The organism is Bacillus sp. UNC69MF, from assembly GCF_000746035.1.
GTDB classification, from domain to species: Bacteria; Bacillota; Bacilli; order Bacillales; family Bacillaceae; genus Bacillus; species Bacillus velezensis.
Window position 1 is genome coordinate 511,008 of record NZ_JQKM01000003.1, and the last position, 16,783, is coordinate 527,790.

Here is a 16,783-nt window from a genome sequence, read left to right on the forward strand (position 1 = left end):
GGTCTGCGTCTTATGGCGCCCCGGATCTTTTAATGAGGTGAATGGAATGGAATTATCAGAAATCAGGGCAGAGCTCGAAAATATGGCTTCTCGTTTAGCGGACTTCAGGGGGTCTCTTTGACCTCGAATCAAAGGAAGCCCGCATTGCAGAATTAGATGAAAAGATGGCGGAACCGGAATTCTGGAATGACCAGCAGAAGGCCCAAACCGTCATCAATGAAGCGAACGGTCTGAAAGAATACGTGAACTCCTATCATCAGCTGAGCGAGTCTCACGAAGAGCTGCAAATGACACATGATCTTTTAAAAGAAGAACCTGACCAGGACCTTCAGCAAGAGCTTGAAAAAGAGCTGAAGTCATTAACGAAGGAATTGAATGAATTTGAGCTTCAGCTGCTGCTCAGTGAACCATATGACAAAAACAACGCGATTTTAGAACTTCATCCGGGGGCCGGCGGTACGGAATCCCAGGACTGGGGTTCCATGCTGCTCAGAATGTATACCCGCTGGGCGGAAAGACGCGGTTTCAAAGTTGAAACGCTTGATTATCTCCCAGGAGATGAAGCAGGAATTAAGTCAGTCACACTGCTTATTAAAGGCCACAATGCATACGGCTATTTAAAAGCGGAAAAAGGCGTACACCGCCTCGTGCGGATTTCTCCATTTGATTCATCAGGCCGCCGTCACACGTCATTCGTGTCATGTGAAGTCATGCCTGAATTCAATGAAGAAATCGACATTGATATTCGTACCGAAGATATTAAAGTTGATACGTACCGGGCGAGCGGTGCCGGCGGACAGCACGTCAATACGACTGATTCAGCCGTTCGGATCACCCACCTGCCGACAAATGTAGTCGTCACGTGCCAGACGGAACGTTCACAAATCAAAAACCGCGACCGGGCGATGAAAATGCTCAAAGCGAAGCTGTATCAGCGCAGAATTGAAGAACAGCAGGCGGAGCTTGACGAAATCCGCGGCGAACAGAAAGAAATCGGCTGGGGCAGCCAAATCCGCTCGTACGTCTTCCATCCGTACTCCATGGTGAAAGATCACCGCACCAATACAGAAATGGGGAACGTGCAGGCGGTTATGGACGGAGATATCGATATCTTCATTGACGCCTATTTACGTTCTAAACTGTCGTAATCCGGGAACACACCTGCCTTTGGCAAGGTGTGTTTTTTTATCCGTTCTCTTTTTCCATTTTTCACAACAGCGCTTTAGCAAATTAATACGGTATTTGGCTGTTATTTACTTCTAAGCCGGGAAGACTTAAAATGCTATCGAGAGAAAATCGGAGAACGGAGGATTTTGCATGGATGTGAATCACAATAAGCCGCTCCGTCTGATCAAAGATTATATATACATCATGATCGGCGCGGCGATTACGGGGATCGTGTTTAACGTATTTTTGCTGCCGAACCGTATAGCAGCGGGGGGAGTAAGCGGGATCAGCACCATTTTAGAAACGTTTGGTTTTGAACCGGCTTACGTGCAGTGGATTATTAACATCCCTTTGTTTATCGCCGGAGTGATCATTCTCGGCGGGAAGTTCGGAATGAAGACACTGGTCGGTTCCATCGTTCTGCCGCTCGCCGTCTATTTAACAAGAGATCTGCCTGCCGCGACGACCCATGAACTGCTGGCGGCGATTTTCGGAGGCGTCGGGATCGGAACGGGAATCGGCATCGTGTATCTCGGCAAAGGCTCCACGGGGGGAACGGCTCTGGCGGGGCAGATCATTCACAAATACACGGGGCTGTCGCTGGGAACGTGCCTTGCCATCATGGACGGATTAATTGTGCTGAGCGCGATGCTCGTTTTCGGAGTGGAGCAGGGACTGTATGCGATGCTCGGGGTATTTATTTCAAGCAAAACGATTGATGTCGTGCAGGTCGGGTTCAACCGCTCCAAAATGGCTTTAATCATTACGCAGCATGAAGAAGCCGTCAGATCGGCTGTGTTTAAAGAAATCGACAGGGGCGTGACGAAGATTTCCGCAGTCGGCGGGTATACGGAACATGACCGGCCGATCTTAATGTGTGTCGTCGGCCAGACCGAATTCACAAAACTGAAACAAATCGTCAAACAAATTGATGAGTCAGCCTTTGTCATTGTCGCAGACGCAAGCGAGGTGCTCGGCGAGGGTTTCAAACGCGCGTAAACGGGGTTATAATAGCGAAGGGGTGCATCTTACATATGAAATCAAAATGGGCGCTGCTGGCGCTGGTTCTGACCATGTCCGTCCTGCTGGCGGCATGCGGCGGATCCAATGAATCGAAAAAAGAAAGCTCTGACAGCTCAGGCGGATCAAAAGCTTCTGCGTCAGCAGGAGAAGAGCTTTATCAGCAAAGCTGTATCGGCTGCCACGGAAAAGACTTAGAAGGCGGCGGAGGTCCGAATTTACAGGAAGTCGGCGGGAAGTATGATGAAGCTAAAATTGAAAGCATCATTAAAAACGGACGCGGCAATATGCCGAGCCATCTTGTAAATGATAAGGAAGCCGCTGAGATCGCAAAATGGCTGTCACAGAAAAAATAACAGAAAAACCTTGCCTGTTATAGGGGCAAGGTTTTTTCACGGTCTGGGAATGAAAAGAAACTGTAATAGTAATATGTCTAAATTTGACGTATAATGAAGTGTACTGAGGAAAAGGAACTTTCAGATTTTTCATCTGTTTCCTGGTAAACCGGCCATAAACCGCAGTATTTTTACGAACTCTATGGCTGCAAGACATAATTAAAAGATTAGGTGATTTCATGATAGAGATGAAAGAAGTATATAAATCCTATCCGAACGGTGTAAAAGCGATTAACGGGCTGTCAGTCATGATTCATCCCGGAGAATTTGTATATGTCGTGGGACCGAGCGGAGCCGGTAAATCTACTTTTATTAAAATGATTTACAGAGAAGAAAAGCCGACAAAAGGACAAATATTGATTAATCATAAAGATCTCGCGTCTGTAAAAGAAAAAGAGATTCCTTTCGTGCGGCGTAAAATAGGTGTTGTTTTCCAAGATTTTAAACTTCTTCCGAAACTGACGGTATTTGAAAACGTCGCGTTCGCGCTTGAGGTGATCGGAGAGCAGCAGTCCGTTATTAAAAAACGCGTGCTCGAAGTGCTCGATCTTGTGCAGCTGAAGCATAAAGCGCGGCAGTTTCCCGACCAGCTTTCCGGAGGAGAACAGCAGCGTGTTTCCATCGCAAGATCCATCGTCAACAATCCTGACGTCGTGATAGCTGACGAACCGACGGGCAACCTTGATCCGGTAACATCATGGGAAGTCATGAAGACGCTGGAAGAGATTAATAACCGCGGAACGACCGTCGTGATGGCGACACACAATAAAGAAATAGTAAACACCATGAAGAAACGGGTCATCGCGATCGAAGACGGAATTATTGTGCGTGATGAGTCAAGAGGGGAGTATGGTTCTTATGATTAAAATTCTCGGGCGCCATTTGCGTGAGAGTTTTAAATCTCTCGGAAGAAACACATGGATGACATTTGCATCCATCAGCGCCGTTACCGTTACATTGATTTTGGTCGGCGTGTTTTTAGTCATTATGCTGAATTTAAACAACATGGCTAAAAATGCTGAAAAAGAAGTGGAAATTAAAGTATTAATCGATCTGACGTCTAATAAGAAAACGCAGGATACGCTGCAGAATGAGATTAAAGACATCTCGGGAATCCAAAGCGTAGAGTTTTCATCTAAAGATAAAGAGCTTGATCAATTGGTCAAAAGCTTCGGCGACAGCGGAAAGGCCATGAAAATGCAAGATCAGGAAAACCCGCTGAACAACGCGTTTATCGTCAAAACGACAGATCCGCATGATACGCCGAAAGTCGCGAAAAAAATTGAGAAGCTGGATCATGTGTATAAAGTGACATACGGGAAAGAAGAAGTCAGCCGTCTGTTTAAGATCGTCGGGGTGTCACGCAATATCGGGATTGCGTTAATCATCGGCCTTCTGTTCACGGCGATGTTCTTAATTTCAAATACAATTAAAATCACGATTTTCGCCAGAAGAAAAGAGATTGAAATCATGAAGCTTGTCGGCGCGACAAACTGGTTTATCCGCTGGCCGTTCTTCCTGGAAGGGCTACTGCTGGGGGTATTCGGTTCTATCATACCGATCGCTCTCGTGCTGAGTACGTACCAATCGATGGTCGCTTGGGTGGCCCCGAAAGTTCAGGGCTCATTTGTTTCACTTCTGCCGTACAGTCCGTTTGTGTTCCAAGTATCACTTGTGCTCATTCTGATCGGCGCGGTTATCGGAGTATGGGGAAGTCTGACTTCCATCCGGAAATTCCTTCGTGTATAAATACAAAAGCCAGTCTGATATAGACTGGCTTTTTTTAATGGTTTCGTTACTGAATGACGGGCAGGGCCGGTGATCCGGGCTTTAATGTAAAGTCATAAGACGATTCGTCACGGTACATCGGGTCCGCATAAATGGAATCCGAATCGTTTGCCGTTCCTTTTTGGTACGCTGTGAATGAATCATATTCTCTGTTCTTCCAATTCCAAATGCCGTCTTTTCCCGCTTCTTTGTGATAGACGTTATGATTAACGGTATTGCCTTCGTTTTTCGTATAATCATTTGCGATAAAAATCCGTGAACCGCTTGCCGTCATGATGTTTTTTTCGATCGTGTTCCCTTTTGTGCCGTACTGCAGCAGCAGCTGGCCGCCGTCAAGGTCCTTCGTGTCATTTCGATACATAATGTTATGAGCGATCACCGAATTGATGGTGCCGCCGCGTTTCGTGTCATAGCCTCCGATTGAAATACCGGTGTAAGCATTGCCGTACACCTTGTTATCCGTAATCCGGATATCTTGTGCGTATTTCCCTTTATGTTCGGAAGTGGCTTCAATGCCGAGGTCATTGTTGTAAACGGTGTTATTCTTAATGTCCACATGTTCTGCGCCGTCAACGTAAATACCGCCCGCTGAATATTCATCTCCGTAAGCGGGATTTCCGTAAGAAGAGTTATGGCTCACCGTATTGTTTTCAATGACGCCGTTTCGCGCATAGTCGTTTTGCTTGGACGTTCCTTCGTATCCGATCACGTCAATCCCGATATTGTTATTGTCCCGGATGGTATTGCCGGCAATCTTAAATCCGTCAACATTCCCGTTCAGCACGACCGCTTCGCTTGCGCCGAGCGTCAGTTTTTCAACCGTATTATTTGTGATGCTGACATCCTTCATGGCGCCTGTGCCGTAAAATGCGATGCCGTGTGCATTTCCCTCATCAGCCGTGGTTTTAATGTTTCGGATATGGTTGCCGTCAATGTTGATATGACTGCTTGATCCGGTGACGCAGATCCCCATGGCCGTCGCATCTTCTGATGATACGGAGAGATTCTCAAGCGTAACGCCGTGAATGGTAATGTACTGTTTATTGCGGATTTGAATTAACGGAGTTTCAGAATTGCTTTTTGGCGCAGATTTGCCGCTGATTGAGACATGCTCATTCTGATAGTTCCGAAATGTAATCGGCTTTTCGGCCGTGCCGCTGTGCTTTACTTCAAACGTTTCATCGTACGTCCCTTCCCGAATCAATACGGTTGTTCCGGCCTCTGCCTTTTCAGCCGCATGTTTTAATGTGCGGAACGGCTTTTCTTTCGTTCCTTCATTTTGGTCGCTGCCTGCGGGAGAAACATACAAGGCGTCCGCCTGCATTTTTTCATTGGCCTCTGTTTTTGGCCAGACAAAGGCGGTAATTCCTGCGGCCAGAACCGCCGCGGATAAAATCGATAATTTTATTTTCATATCACATTCTCCTGTATATTTAATGAATTGCATACAAAATATTATACGTTACCCATATATATGTAACAATCTCGCGTTTTCATTTTTTTGTTGCCGTTACATGAATTCTTTGCAATTTACACATACTATCTCCAGGTTTTCGTAAAAGGACTAAGAGGAGGTAAACGATGAAGCAGAAAATGATCGCAGTGATAGCGGCCGTCAGCATCATGTGCGGCGGAGCTCATATTGCCGGGGCGGCACAGCCGAATTCATCAGACGCAGAAAGAAGCCGGGCAATGGAAAAAATCGAAAAAGCATATGAGCTGATCTCGAACGAATACGTGGAAAATGTAGATAACGAAAAGCTTCTTGAAGGAGCGATTCAGGGGATGCTGTCTACATTAAACGACCCTTATTCCGTTTATATGGACAAGCAGACAGCTAAGCAGTTTTCCGATTCTCTTGATTCTTCTTTCGAAGGGATCGGCGCTGAAGTCGGTATGAAAGACAATAAAATCATTATCGTATCACCGTTTAAGCAATCTCCGGCGGAAAAAGCGGGACTCAAGCCGAATGATGAAATCATCAGCATAAACGGCGAGTCAATGAACGGGAAAGGTTTAAACGAAGCCGTGCTGAAAATCAGAGGAAAAAAAGGATCGAAGGTTTCTATTAAAATACAGCGTCCGGGTACTGATAAACAGCTGTCATTCCGGATTAAAAGAGCGGAAATCCCGCTTGAAACCGTATTTGCTTCCCGCAAAGAATCAGGCGGTCATCATGTCGGCTACATCGGCATATCGACATTTTCCGAGCATACCGCCCAGGACTTCGCCGCGGCGCTGAAAAAGCTTGAAAAACAAGGGATTGACGGTCTCGTCCTTGATGTAAGAGGGAATCCCGGCGGCTACCTTCAAAGCGTCGAACAAATTTTAAAGCATTTCATCACAAAAGACATGCCGTATATCCAAATTGCGGAGCGTAACGGCGATAAAAAACAATATTTCTCAACCTTAAAACATAAGAAGCCGTATCCCGTCAATGTCATTACGGATAAAGGAAGCGCCTCCGCTTCAGAAATTCTTGCGGGCGCGTTAAAAGAAGCGGGACATTATGACGTTGTCGGCGACACTTCTTTCGGTAAAGGAACGGTTCAGCAGGCCGTGCCTATGGGAGACGGGAGCAACATTAAATTGACGCTTTACAAATGGCTGACACCGAAAGGCAATTGGATCCACAAAAAAGGCATTGCTCCGACAATTGCCGTGAGCCAGCCGGATTATTTTGCGGCGGGACCGCTTCAGCTGAAACAGCCGCTTCAGCCTGATATGAACAGCGCGGATGTCAAACACGCCCAAATCCTGCTGAAAGGCCTAGGCTTCGACCCGGGCAGAGCAGACGGCTATTTCAGCAAAACAATGAAAAAAGCCGTTCTGGCGTTTCAAGACCGGTACAGGCTTGATAAAACAGCGGTCATTGATAAAAAGACAGCGGAAAAAATGAATCAACTGATGAATGAAAAGAAATCTGACGAAAAAAATGATTTACAGCTGCAAATGGCGTTAAAATCATTATTTGTAAAATAAATGAAAAGGAGGCGTTTTTTTCGTCTCCTGTTTCTTTTGTCATACCCTAAAAATGAACTAAAAGACATATAATTATGTCGGTTTTGACAAGATATTAAAAAAATTTTCACATTTAAACATTTATAAAGGACAAACATTACCCGATATTTATAGAGAAGAGAGACTTTATGCCGAGTTAATATGTATTCAAAATGAAACTTTTGAAAGTTGCCTCAGTCAGTTTTAGTTCTTACAATAAAAGAAGGTTCTAATAGAGAACAGTTTTAGTTTGGCAGCTGCATTTCAGTATCGAAAGCAGAAGTGTTTGCGGCGCTTCAGCACGGCAGCTGTAATCACCCGTGCTTATCTGGATAAAAAAATGGGGGTTCACAATTGAAGAGGGCAAGTATTGTGCGTGAAAAAAAATATTATGAATTAGTGGAACAACTAAAAGACAGAACAAAAGACGTCACATTTTCATCAACAAAAGCACTAAGTCTTCTTATGCTGTTCAGCAGATACCTGGTCAATTACACAAATGTTGAATGCGTTCACGAAATCAATGAAGAGTGTGCGAAGCATTATTTCACTTACTTAATGAAAAACCATAAACGTTTAGGGATCAATCTGACGGATATTAAGCGGTCCATGCTTCTGATCAGCGGCGTGATCGAGGTGGAGGTTGACCACTATCTGAAAGATTTCTCTCTCTCAAATGTAACGCTCTGGATGACGGAAGAGAGATAAACGTTTGAGATATTCAAGCCAATGATTATTTGGTAGAATAGAATTAAAATGTTTGGCTTGAGGCGGTGAAAGCAGTGTCTGTTCAATGGGGAATTGAACTTCTGAAAAGTATCGGTCTGTTTTTTTTGCACCCGATGTTCTGGTTTTTTATCATCATAAGTCTCGCATGCGGATATTTGCGGATCAAACGTGAACGCCATACGTTTCATACAAAAATCGCGGATATGTATGACGAGCTTATCTTTACATACATAAAAGGACTTATACCGGGTATTCTTCTCTCCATATTATTTTTTGGACTGGGAATTTCGATTCCATTCGGTCTTCTCGGCATAATCGCGGCTGTGACGGCTTTGGCTTCGCTGACGTTCCGTATGAATTGGCTGTCCTCAGCTTATATTGTCAGCGCCGGCATGTTCATTGCGTTTATCCTTCAGTATACCCACACAGTGCCGTTTGCGGATCGGTTTCCGCAGGCATTCGGCGTGAATTGGGCATCGGCGGCCGTGTTTATGGGCCTTTTGATTATCACGGAGGGAGCGGCTGCCTGCCGTTCAGCGCATCTGAAAACATCTCCGGCGCTTGTCGTCAGCAGCAGAGGCCTGCCCATCGGCCGACAATTGGCGAATCGCGCATGGCTGCTTCCGCTTTTCTTATTGGTGCCGGGCAGCGGGCTTGAGTCACACCTTTCTTGGTGGCCTGTCTTTACCGTGCCGGGCGGCTCTTTCCATTTGATCTGGATTCCTTATATCACCGGCTTCGGACAGCGTGTGCAGGGGTCACTTCCGGAAGTCAGCATAAGGATAACGGCGAAACGTGTCATGATTCTCGGGGTTATCGTGACCGCATTCGGGGCAGCGGCCCTTTGGTGGACTCCGCTTGCCGGAGCTGCCGCTTGTATTGCGGTGCTCGGACGCCTGTTTTTATCATTAAGACAGCGGCTGAACGATAACGCGGCTCCGTTTTATTTCTCTAAGCGGGATCAGGGCTTAATGGTGCTCGGCATCATTCCGAATACACCCGCGGACGATCTTGAGCTGAAGATCGGTGAGATTATTACGAAAGTAAACGGCATCCCCGTGAAGCATGTATCGGATTTTTATGAAGCACTTCAAAAAAACCGCGCATTTGTAAAAATGGAGATCATCGGCCTGAACGGTGAGATCCGGTTTGATCAGCGCGCGTCCTATGAAGGCGAACATCATGAATTAGGTATTTTATTCGTGCAGGATGAACACGAGCACGAAGAAATGACAGCATTATAAAAAAGCCCGGTGCCGCTAACAACACGGCGGCCGGGCTTTTTTTACGGCCGGATTACGATGTCAGCGCCGAACTTGATCGGAACTCTCAGCCATTTACATTCACCTTTTCTCTTGTGAATCAAAAGATTCTCATAGAGCAAACGGCATTGCGGTGACACTTTGAGAGAGAAAATGAAGAAGGAAAACTAGAAAAGGTTCCGGAAAGCAGATGCTTACGGAACCTTTTTCGTTATGCCGAATGGCTTTTTTTCGTCTGAACGGTTTCCCCGGACTTGATACCAAGCGATACGAACAAGCCGATCACAGAAACTCCGATCAATATGATAAACAGAATATGAAACCCGGAGATTAAACCGATCAGCGCTGAAGAAATAATGCTTCCGAAATAACGGAAGGTGGAGAAAATCCCGGATGCGATGCCGGACATGCCCGGTTCTACCGTCGCAAGGGAAGATACCTGCATGCTCGTCAGCCCCGCACCTGACGCGATGCCTCCGACTATAAGCGATGCCATAAGAAACGGAACGGAATGGGAATAAACCAAAAGCAGAAATAAGAGATTGGCTACGGCCATCAGCCCGAAGGACAGAAAAATCATTCTTCGCGCGCCCCATTTCTGATGCAGCTGAGCTCCGCCCCAGTTGCTGGCGGACATGAAAACAGAAAAGACTGACAGCGCCATGCCGCTGTGCGACGTATTCATGCTGAAGTGGCCGGTCATAAAGAGCGGCATAATCAATAACACGGCGTACATCATTAAATTGCTTAACAGAACCGACAGATTGGCGCTCGTAAAGGTCGTGTTTTTAAACAGGTCAAAATCAATAATCGGATGTTTCGTGCGCAGCTCCCGCCTGAAAAATAGCGGAACAAATATGAGAATGAGCAGCGCGTACACCCAATAGCCCAAAGAGCTTTCATTTTTCGTCAGAAGAATAATAGATACAATGCTTCCGGCAAGCAAAACGGACCCGATGATATCAAGCGGAGCGTCAGACGTTTCTTCTTTATATTTAGGAAACATCACTAATGCCGTCACGAGTGCGATTGCAAGAAACGGAATGTTGACCCAAAAGATCGAATGCCAGCTGAAGCTCTCAATTAAAAGAGAGCCGATAAACGGACCGAGAGCCGCGCCCAGCCCGGCACCGAGGCCGAAAAAGCCGAATACTTTCGGAAGCCGTTTTTCAGACACGACATGGCGGATGATGGCGATGCTGTTTGGCGTAAGCAAAGCGCCGCCGGCAGCCTGAAGCGCCCGGAAGAAAATCAATAAGAAAAGACTTGGCGAGAGGGCGCACCCCAATGATGCGATGAGAAAAAGGCCGACGCCCCATAAATACATTTTTTTGTTTCCGTACATATCACCGAGTTTGCCGGCAATGGGCTGTGTCACGGCCATCACGATTAAATACACGGTCACTACCCATGTGATGCTGGCAATTGATTCGCTGAATGAGCGGGAAATGGATGAAAGGGCGACTGCGATCATCGTAGAATTGATGGGAACGAGTATGGCTCCCAGCAAAAGCGAAACAATCAGCGCCCATTCTTTCTTTGAACCCATCCTTCATCCTCCTTGGAGCCGGAAAATGACCGGCCGGTAATGCCTTTCATGAAAATCTCAGTGCTGTGTTTCAGCATCGTTTCCTCAGAGAGAGTAATGACTCTTTTCCCCAGCTGCAGCCGGTGTATAAAATAACCGAAAATCATCGTCATAAAGACGTCTGCATTAGCTTCTTCACTGCCGGGGCTTATCATATTTTTCTTTGTCAGCTCCTTAAAGTAAACGATTAAATGCTTTTTCACGGATTGCGGATATACGACAATATCCTGCAGGACGTCTTCGAATAGTTCCGGTTCGCGCAGGCAGATGCGGAACACTTCTTTTTTTTGTTCCAATTGCTGAAGAAGGGTCGCGGCGAAATGAAGAAGATCCTCATACAGATCGCCTTCCGCCTTAGTGATCATGCTTTCCGGAACCGGCGTCTGCTGTTCAATCATGGCTTTCATTAATCCTTGTTTGTTTTTAAAATTACGGAAAATCGTTGCTTCGCTTACTTTTGCTTTTTCTGCGATTTCTTTTGTTGTCGCTGCGCGGTATCCTTTTTGGATGATCAGATTCATCGCGGCGTCAATAATTCTCTTGTTCGTCGTTCTCAACATGTTTCACCTCGCGTAAATACTGGCAGGACAAGTATACACCCGCCCTGCCCGTCAATAAAGAGGGAAACCTAGCATGAAGCGCGTTTGACAATCGTAATCTTGCCGTTTGTCCCGTCCACCGTGACGATATCTCCGTCGTTGAGCCTGTCAGTCGCGGCACGTGTGCCGAGAACGGCCGGGAGCCCGTATTCCCTCGCGATGATCGCCGCATGTGACAGGATGCCGCCCGTGTCCGTAATGACGGCCTTTGCATCCTGGAACAGACTGGTCCACAGCGGTGTCGTCATTTTGCAGACAAGCACGTCTCCTGTTGAAAAACGGGAAAATTCACTTGCGTCACGAATGACTTTCACCGGGCCGCTTGCGATTCCGCTTGACGCCGCAAGTCCGTAAATTTGATGTTCAGTGTTTTTTTCATCTTCTGTGATGGAGCCGGTAATCTGTTCAGCCGTTTTCAGCTGTTCCGAAGTCGGAGTCCCGAGATAAGCGGGGGCTTCAAGCAATTGATATTGCTGGAAGAGCTGTTTTCGTTCAGCGGCTTTTTCCTGCATCGGAACCGGCGACACGAGCGCTTTCTCGACTTCATCGCTGTATAAGTACCACATATCCTCCCGATCATCGATTACGCCTTGTTTTTGAAGCAGCTCGCCGATTTTCAGAAGGCAAAGGCGCGCTTTGGCGTCCAGCATCGCATCAATATAAAAATGGTGATCATCTTTGATGACGGATGAAGACAATGTCCACTGATAATAGCGGTCAAACGTCTCCCGGAAGCCGTCATCTTCAATTCTATCCATAAAGTCGGCGTAGAGCTGTTTTCGTTTTTCTATCGTTTTATGAAACTCACTGTCAAAATCGTATCCGTTCCGGACATAGTTCTGAATGTTGGCCAAAGCGAAATAAGGGTTTTCCGCCCAAGTTTCTTCAATGAGATCATGACTTTTCACGGATCTCCAGCCGTATTCCTGTAAAAATTCACCGACTTGTTCGAGAAAGCGTTTTCCCTCATTTGATTGCAGAAGCGTCTGATGCAGCTCATCGGCATGAGAAACCGTAAAGACGCGCCGCAGCTCAGGGCTGTCTTTTACTTGTCCGGAAAGCAGCCAGAGCTGTCTGTCGGTCTCCAATGACTTATTCATGACGCCAGCCAGCATTTCGTACAGAAGGGATGTGTTTTCTTTCTCAACCTGTCCGTACATGGATTCCAGTATCATGTTTAACGCAACCTGCGGAAAGACAATATTGAAATGTTCTGCGTATCCTTTTAAATAGAAGTCTTGCAGGTTTCGGAACGCATTAAGGGCAGTCTCCGGCGTATGGTCTGTATGCGCCAGTTCGTCCAGCTTTTGATAAAAAGGCAGAAAGGTTTCCTGAATAATATCGTACATGCGGTCAGCCAAGACGGGGAAAAGCGCTTCTAACTGTTCTGCGGGCAGCTTGTCGTCCGTCTTATGCTGTCTGGAAAAAACACGGCCCTGATGAAGTTTGACACGCTCGATTTCGATGCCCATTACAGGGAATGCCTTCGTGCTCTCTTTGAGGCCGTATTCCAAAGCCGGCACAATGAGTGAGGCGAATAACGGGCTGACGGGGCCTTCTATATTGGCCTCCATATTGAGCCAAAACTCTTTCTGATCCCGGGGCGTCATGATAAATTCCCGTTCTTCGTCTGCCGCTTTCTGATCCTGCACGATCGTTGTAATCGGCCTGGCCTGAAGCAGATACAGCTTATTTTCGGCAAATCCGAATTCGAGATCCACGGGATAACCGTACAGTTCTTCCGTCTTTATCGTCAGCATGGCAAGCTCTTTGATGCTCTCGTCATCAAGGCAGAATCGGTTTCTCATGTCAGCGGTCGTCTCTTTTTCCGTCACGCCTTCGTCTTTAGAAACGATATACATTTCTTTTAAGCCGATTTCTTTTTCAATCTGAAATGTGTCTTTATTGACGATAAATGTGTCGGGCGTCACGCTGCCGGAGACGATTGCTTCTCCGAGACCGTAGCTCGCGCTGATCATCAGCTCTCCGTCATCGTGCGTGACGGGGTTTCGGCTGAAAATGACTCCTGAAACCTCGGAATTGATAAGCCCTTGCACGACAACGCCCATTAACGGTTCTGCGGTGTCATTGTTCATTTTCTCTTTATAACCGCTGACCCGCGCCGAGAAGAAGGAAGCCCAGCATTCTTTCACTTTTCCGAGAAACTCTTCTTCTGTTTTGATATTTAAATAGGTTTCGTACTGGCCCGCGAAAGAAGCCCCTTCAAGATCTTCGGACGCGGAGGAGGAACGTACGGCGACAGAGGCGTATGATTCTCTCAATTCATAAAACGACGCGGTCAGTTCCTCCCGAAGCTCTTTTGAAAACGTGCCGTTCATAATGGCGCGCTCCATCTGTTCCTGATCTGCTTGAAGCCCGTTGTCTTCCATAAAACGTGTCAGGGCATTCGTCTGAATGATGAAACCGCCGGGAACGGGCAGCCCGTTTTTCGTCAGTTTAATCAGGTTCATTCCTTTTGCTCCTGCAGAGCGGCTCGATTCTTCCGCTTTTTGAAATCGCACTGAATACATGCGGTATGACCCCCTTTTTTTCTTCATCCAAGAAAAATGATAGTAAACACTATCATTACATTGTAAAGAGGGAGGAAGAAACTGTCAAAGATACAAAGACCTAAACCTTCTCATCCTTTCGGCTGAAGAAAGGTAATTCGGTTCATCTGGTTAATGGTTCAATGGATTTATATTCACATTTTTTTTGACAGATGATTGAAGACTGCTGAAAAAGGGTATTGTGATAGCAGGGGAACGATTGTCCGATTCTTCATTTTTTACTATAATCAGATGAGATGAAGAATTCCCGAGGAGGGTTTTTGTGATTACAAAAGCCGTTTTTGCATTATGTTTCCCTTTTATGCTGGTCGTCCTTTTTACGCGCGTCACGTTTAACCACTATGTGGCGATCGCTCTCACAGCCGCACTGCTTTTCGCATCCTATTTAAAGGGTTACACCGAAACGTATTTTATCGTTGGATTGGATGTCGTATCGCTGGTGGCCGGAGGGCTGTACATGGCCAAAAAAGAAGCAGACAAAAAGAAAGACAATGCCTGACATGGTGAATATGAAATAGAATGCCTGCTTTTACGCCATAAAAGCAGGTTTTTTATACAAAAATTGACTTGGTAAAAATAAACCATCGAACTTTAGTTCGTATTTTTAGTGATTTTGCCCGTCATTGTGTTACTATATCAATAGGAAGATTTCGTAAAGAAACGGAGGCTTTTTTGTGAAAGATCGTTTTGAGTTAGTCTCGAAATATCAGCCCCAGGGAGATCAGCCGCAAGCGATTGAGAAGCTTGTCAAAGGCATACAGGAAGGCAGAAAACACCAGACTCTCCTGGGTGCGACAGGGACGGGCAAAACCTTTACCGTGTCCAATCTGATTAAAGAAGTGAATAAACCGACACTGGTCATTGCCCATAACAAAACCCTTGCCGGACAGCTGTACAGCGAGTTTAAGGAGTTTTTCCCGAACAACGCTGTCGAATATTTTGTCAGCTATTACGATTACTATCAGCCGGAGGCGTACGTGCCTCAAACGGATACTTTTATAGAGAAAGACGCAAGCATTAATGATGAAATTGATAAACTGAGACACTCCGCGACATCCTCTCTGTTTGAACGGAGAGATGTCATTATTATCGCGAGTGTGTCATGCATATACGGTCTCGGTTCGCCTGAAGAATATCGGGAAATGGTTGTGTCGCTCAGACCGGAAATGGAGATTGAGCGAAATGAGCTGCTGAGAAAGCTTGTGGATATCCAGTATGCCCGCAATGATATCGACTTTCAGCGCGGGACGTTCCGCGTGCGCGGAGACGTTGTGGAAATCTTTCCGGCTTCCCGTGACGAACATTGTATCAGAGTGGAATTTTTCGGAGATGAAATTGAGCGGATCAGAGAGGTCGACGCTTTGACCGGAGAAATTCTCGGCGACCGTGATCATGTGGCGATTTTCCCGGCTTCCCACTTCGTCACCCGGGCGGAAAAGATGGAAAAAGCGATTCTGAATATTGAACAGGAGCTTGAGGAGCGCTTGAAAGTGATGCACGAAAACGGCAAGCTCCTTGAAGCGCAGCGGCTTGAGCAGCGGACGAGATATGATCTTGAAATGATGCGGGAAATGGGTTTTTGCTCAGGGATCGAGAACTATTCAAGACATTTGACACTCCGACCGCCGGGCTCTACGCCGTATACGCTGCTTGATTATTTTCCGGACGATTTTATGATTGTCGTTGATGAATCACATGTGACGATTCCGCAGGTGCGCGGCATGTTCAACGGTGATCAGGCGAGAAAACAGGTGCTTGTCGATCACGGGTTCCGCCTGCCGTCAGCGCTTGACAACCGTCCGCTCCGATTCGAGGAATTTGAGAAACACATGCACAATATCGTGTACGTGTCGGCGACTCCGGGACCGTATGAAATTGAGCATACGCCGGAAATGATCGAGCAGATCATCAGACCGACGGGACTCCTCGATCCCCTCATTGACGTCCGGCCGATCGAAGGACAGATTGATGATCTGATCGGCGAGATTCAGGCGAGGATTGAACGGAATGAACGCGTTCTCGTGACGACTTTAACGAAAAAAATGTCAGAGGATCTGACCGATTATCTCAAGGAAATCGGCATCAAGGTCAATTATCTGCATTCCGAGATTAAGACGCTTGAACGGATTGAAATCATCCGTGACCTCCGCCTCGGAAAACATGATGTGTTAATCGGCATCAACCTGCTGAGGGAAGGGCTTGATATTCCGGAAGTGTCACTTGTCGCCATTCTCGATGCGGATAAAGAAGGCTTCCTCCGTTCTGAACGTTCGCTGATTCAGACGATCGGACGGGCGGCGCGAAACGCGGAAGGCCGCGTCATCATGTATGCCGATAAAATCACGAATTCGATGGAAATCGCGATTAATGAAACGAAGCGCCGCCGGGAACAGCAGGAGCGCTTTAACGAAATTCACGGCATTACGCCGCAAACGATCAATAAGGAAATCCGCGATGTGATCCGCGCGACGCAGGCCGCTGAGGATAAAGAAGAATATAAAACAAAAGCCGCGCCTAAACTGGCGAAGATGACGAAGAAAGAACGCCAGAAAGTCGTTGAGCAAATGGAGCACGAAATGAAAGAAGCGGCCAGAGCGCTTGATTTCGAGCGGGCGGCAGAGCTTCGTGATTTACTGTTAGAGCTTAAAGCGGAAGGATGATGAAC

General features: G+C 46.7%; 14 protein-coding genes. 10 read left to right on the forward strand and 4 right to left on the reverse strand.

Annotated features, from left to right (window positions below; genetic code table 11):
• Window positions 1-46 precede the first annotated feature (46 nt).
• The 5 genes from prfB to ftsX all read left to right on the forward strand — a co-directional run bounded on the left by prfB (window position 47) and on the right by ftsX (window position 4,331).
• A protein-coding gene (gene prfB / locus BR62_RS0102555; RefSeq protein WP_096034905.1) for a peptide chain release factor 2 occupies window positions 47-1,148 on the forward strand; the annotation gives its coding sequence in 2 pieces (ribosomal slippage) (window positions 47-118 and window positions 120-1,148; 1,101 coding nt in all).
• A gap of 169 nt (window positions 1,149-1,317) precedes the next feature.
• A complete protein-coding gene (locus BR62_RS0102560; protein WP_012118565.1) occupies window positions 1,318-2,166 on the forward strand; it encodes a YitT family protein in 849 nt (282 codons plus the stop codon).
• 35 nt (window positions 2,167-2,201) lie between these two features.
• Window positions 2,202-2,543: a cytochrome c551 gene (gene cccB / locus BR62_RS0102565; protein WP_007614074.1), complete on the forward strand. Its 342-nt coding sequence runs from the start codon at window positions 2,202-2,204 to the stop codon at window positions 2,541-2,543.
• Between the two features lie 218 nt (window positions 2,544-2,761).
• Window positions 2,762-3,448 (forward strand): cell division ATP-binding protein FtsE, encoded by a 687-nt coding sequence (gene ftsE / locus BR62_RS0102570; RefSeq protein WP_007407465.1) that lies wholly within the window; start codon window positions 2,762-2,764, stop codon window positions 3,446-3,448.
• The gene (gene ftsX / locus BR62_RS0102575) at window positions 3,441-4,331 is read left to right on the forward strand and encodes a permease-like cell division protein FtsX (RefSeq protein ID WP_007407464.1); all 891 of its coding nucleotides are present in this window, start codon (window positions 3,441-3,443) and stop codon (window positions 4,329-4,331) included. The genes ftsE and ftsX overlap by 8 nt, the downstream gene beginning before the upstream one ends.
• 46 nt (window positions 4,332-4,377) lie before the next feature.
• Here the strand turns inward: ftsX and BR62_RS0102580 are convergent, their stop codons facing one another.
• Entirely contained in the window at window positions 4,378-5,784 is a 1,407-nt protein-coding gene (locus tag BR62_RS0102580; RefSeq protein ID WP_032869564.1) for a right-handed parallel beta-helix repeat-containing protein, read from the reverse strand.
• Window positions 5,785-5,993: 209 nt separating this feature from the next.
• Here BR62_RS0102580 and ctpB point away from each other — a divergent pair, with 209 nt between their 5' ends.
• The 3 genes from ctpB (at window position 5,994) to BR62_RS0102595 (ending at window position 9,343) form a co-directional block, all read left to right on the forward strand.
• Window positions 5,994-7,352 (forward strand): carboxy-terminal processing protease CtpB, encoded by a 1,359-nt coding sequence (gene ctpB / locus BR62_RS0102585; protein ID WP_395940148.1) that lies wholly within the window; start codon window positions 5,994-5,996, stop codon window positions 7,350-7,352.
• A 372-nt stretch (window positions 7,353-7,724) separates the two neighbouring features.
• Window positions 7,725-8,078: a swarming motility protein SwrAA gene (swrA, locus tag BR62_RS0102590; RefSeq protein ID WP_014305920.1), complete on the forward strand. Its 354-nt coding sequence runs from the start codon at window positions 7,725-7,727 to the stop codon at window positions 8,076-8,078.
• 74 nt (window positions 8,079-8,152) lie between these two features.
• A complete protein-coding gene (locus BR62_RS0102595; protein WP_032869568.1) occupies window positions 8,153-9,343 on the forward strand; it encodes a cell division topological determinant MinJ in 1,191 nt (396 codons plus the stop codon).
• A gap of 229 nt (window positions 9,344-9,572) precedes the next feature.
• Here the strand turns inward: BR62_RS0102595 and BR62_RS0102600 are convergent, their stop codons facing one another.
• The 3 genes from BR62_RS0102600 to BR62_RS0102610 form a co-directional block, all read right to left on the reverse strand.
• Entirely contained in the window at window positions 9,573-10,910 is a 1,338-nt protein-coding gene (locus BR62_RS0102600; protein WP_022553858.1) for an MFS transporter, read from the reverse strand.
• A complete protein-coding gene (locus BR62_RS0102605; protein ID WP_015240677.1) occupies window positions 10,883-11,506 on the reverse strand; it encodes a TetR/AcrR family transcriptional regulator in 624 nt (207 codons plus the stop codon). Before BR62_RS0102605 ends, BR62_RS0102600 begins: the two co-directional genes overlap by 28 nt.
• Before the next feature lie 71 nt (window positions 11,507-11,577).
• Window positions 11,578-14,079 carry a PEP/pyruvate-binding domain-containing protein gene (locus BR62_RS0102610; protein WP_032869571.1) on the reverse strand — a complete coding sequence of 834 codons (2,502 nt, stop codon included), beginning with the start codon at window positions 14,077-14,079 and terminating at the stop codon, window positions 11,578-11,580.
• A gap of 301 nt (window positions 14,080-14,380) precedes the next feature.
• On the opposite strand from BR62_RS0102610, the gene BR62_RS0102615 reads away from it, so the two are divergent.
• Window positions 14,381-14,617, forward strand: a complete 237-nt coding sequence (locus BR62_RS0102615) for a CsbA family protein (RefSeq protein ID WP_003151438.1) — start codon at window positions 14,381-14,383, stop codon at window positions 14,615-14,617.
• A gap of 175 nt (window positions 14,618-14,792) precedes the next feature.
• Complete coding sequence (gene uvrB / locus BR62_RS0102620) at window positions 14,793-16,778, forward strand: excinuclease ABC subunit UvrB (protein WP_003151439.1); 1,986 nt, start codon at window positions 14,793-14,795, stop codon at window positions 16,776-16,778.
• Window positions 16,779-16,783 lie beyond the last annotated feature (5 nt).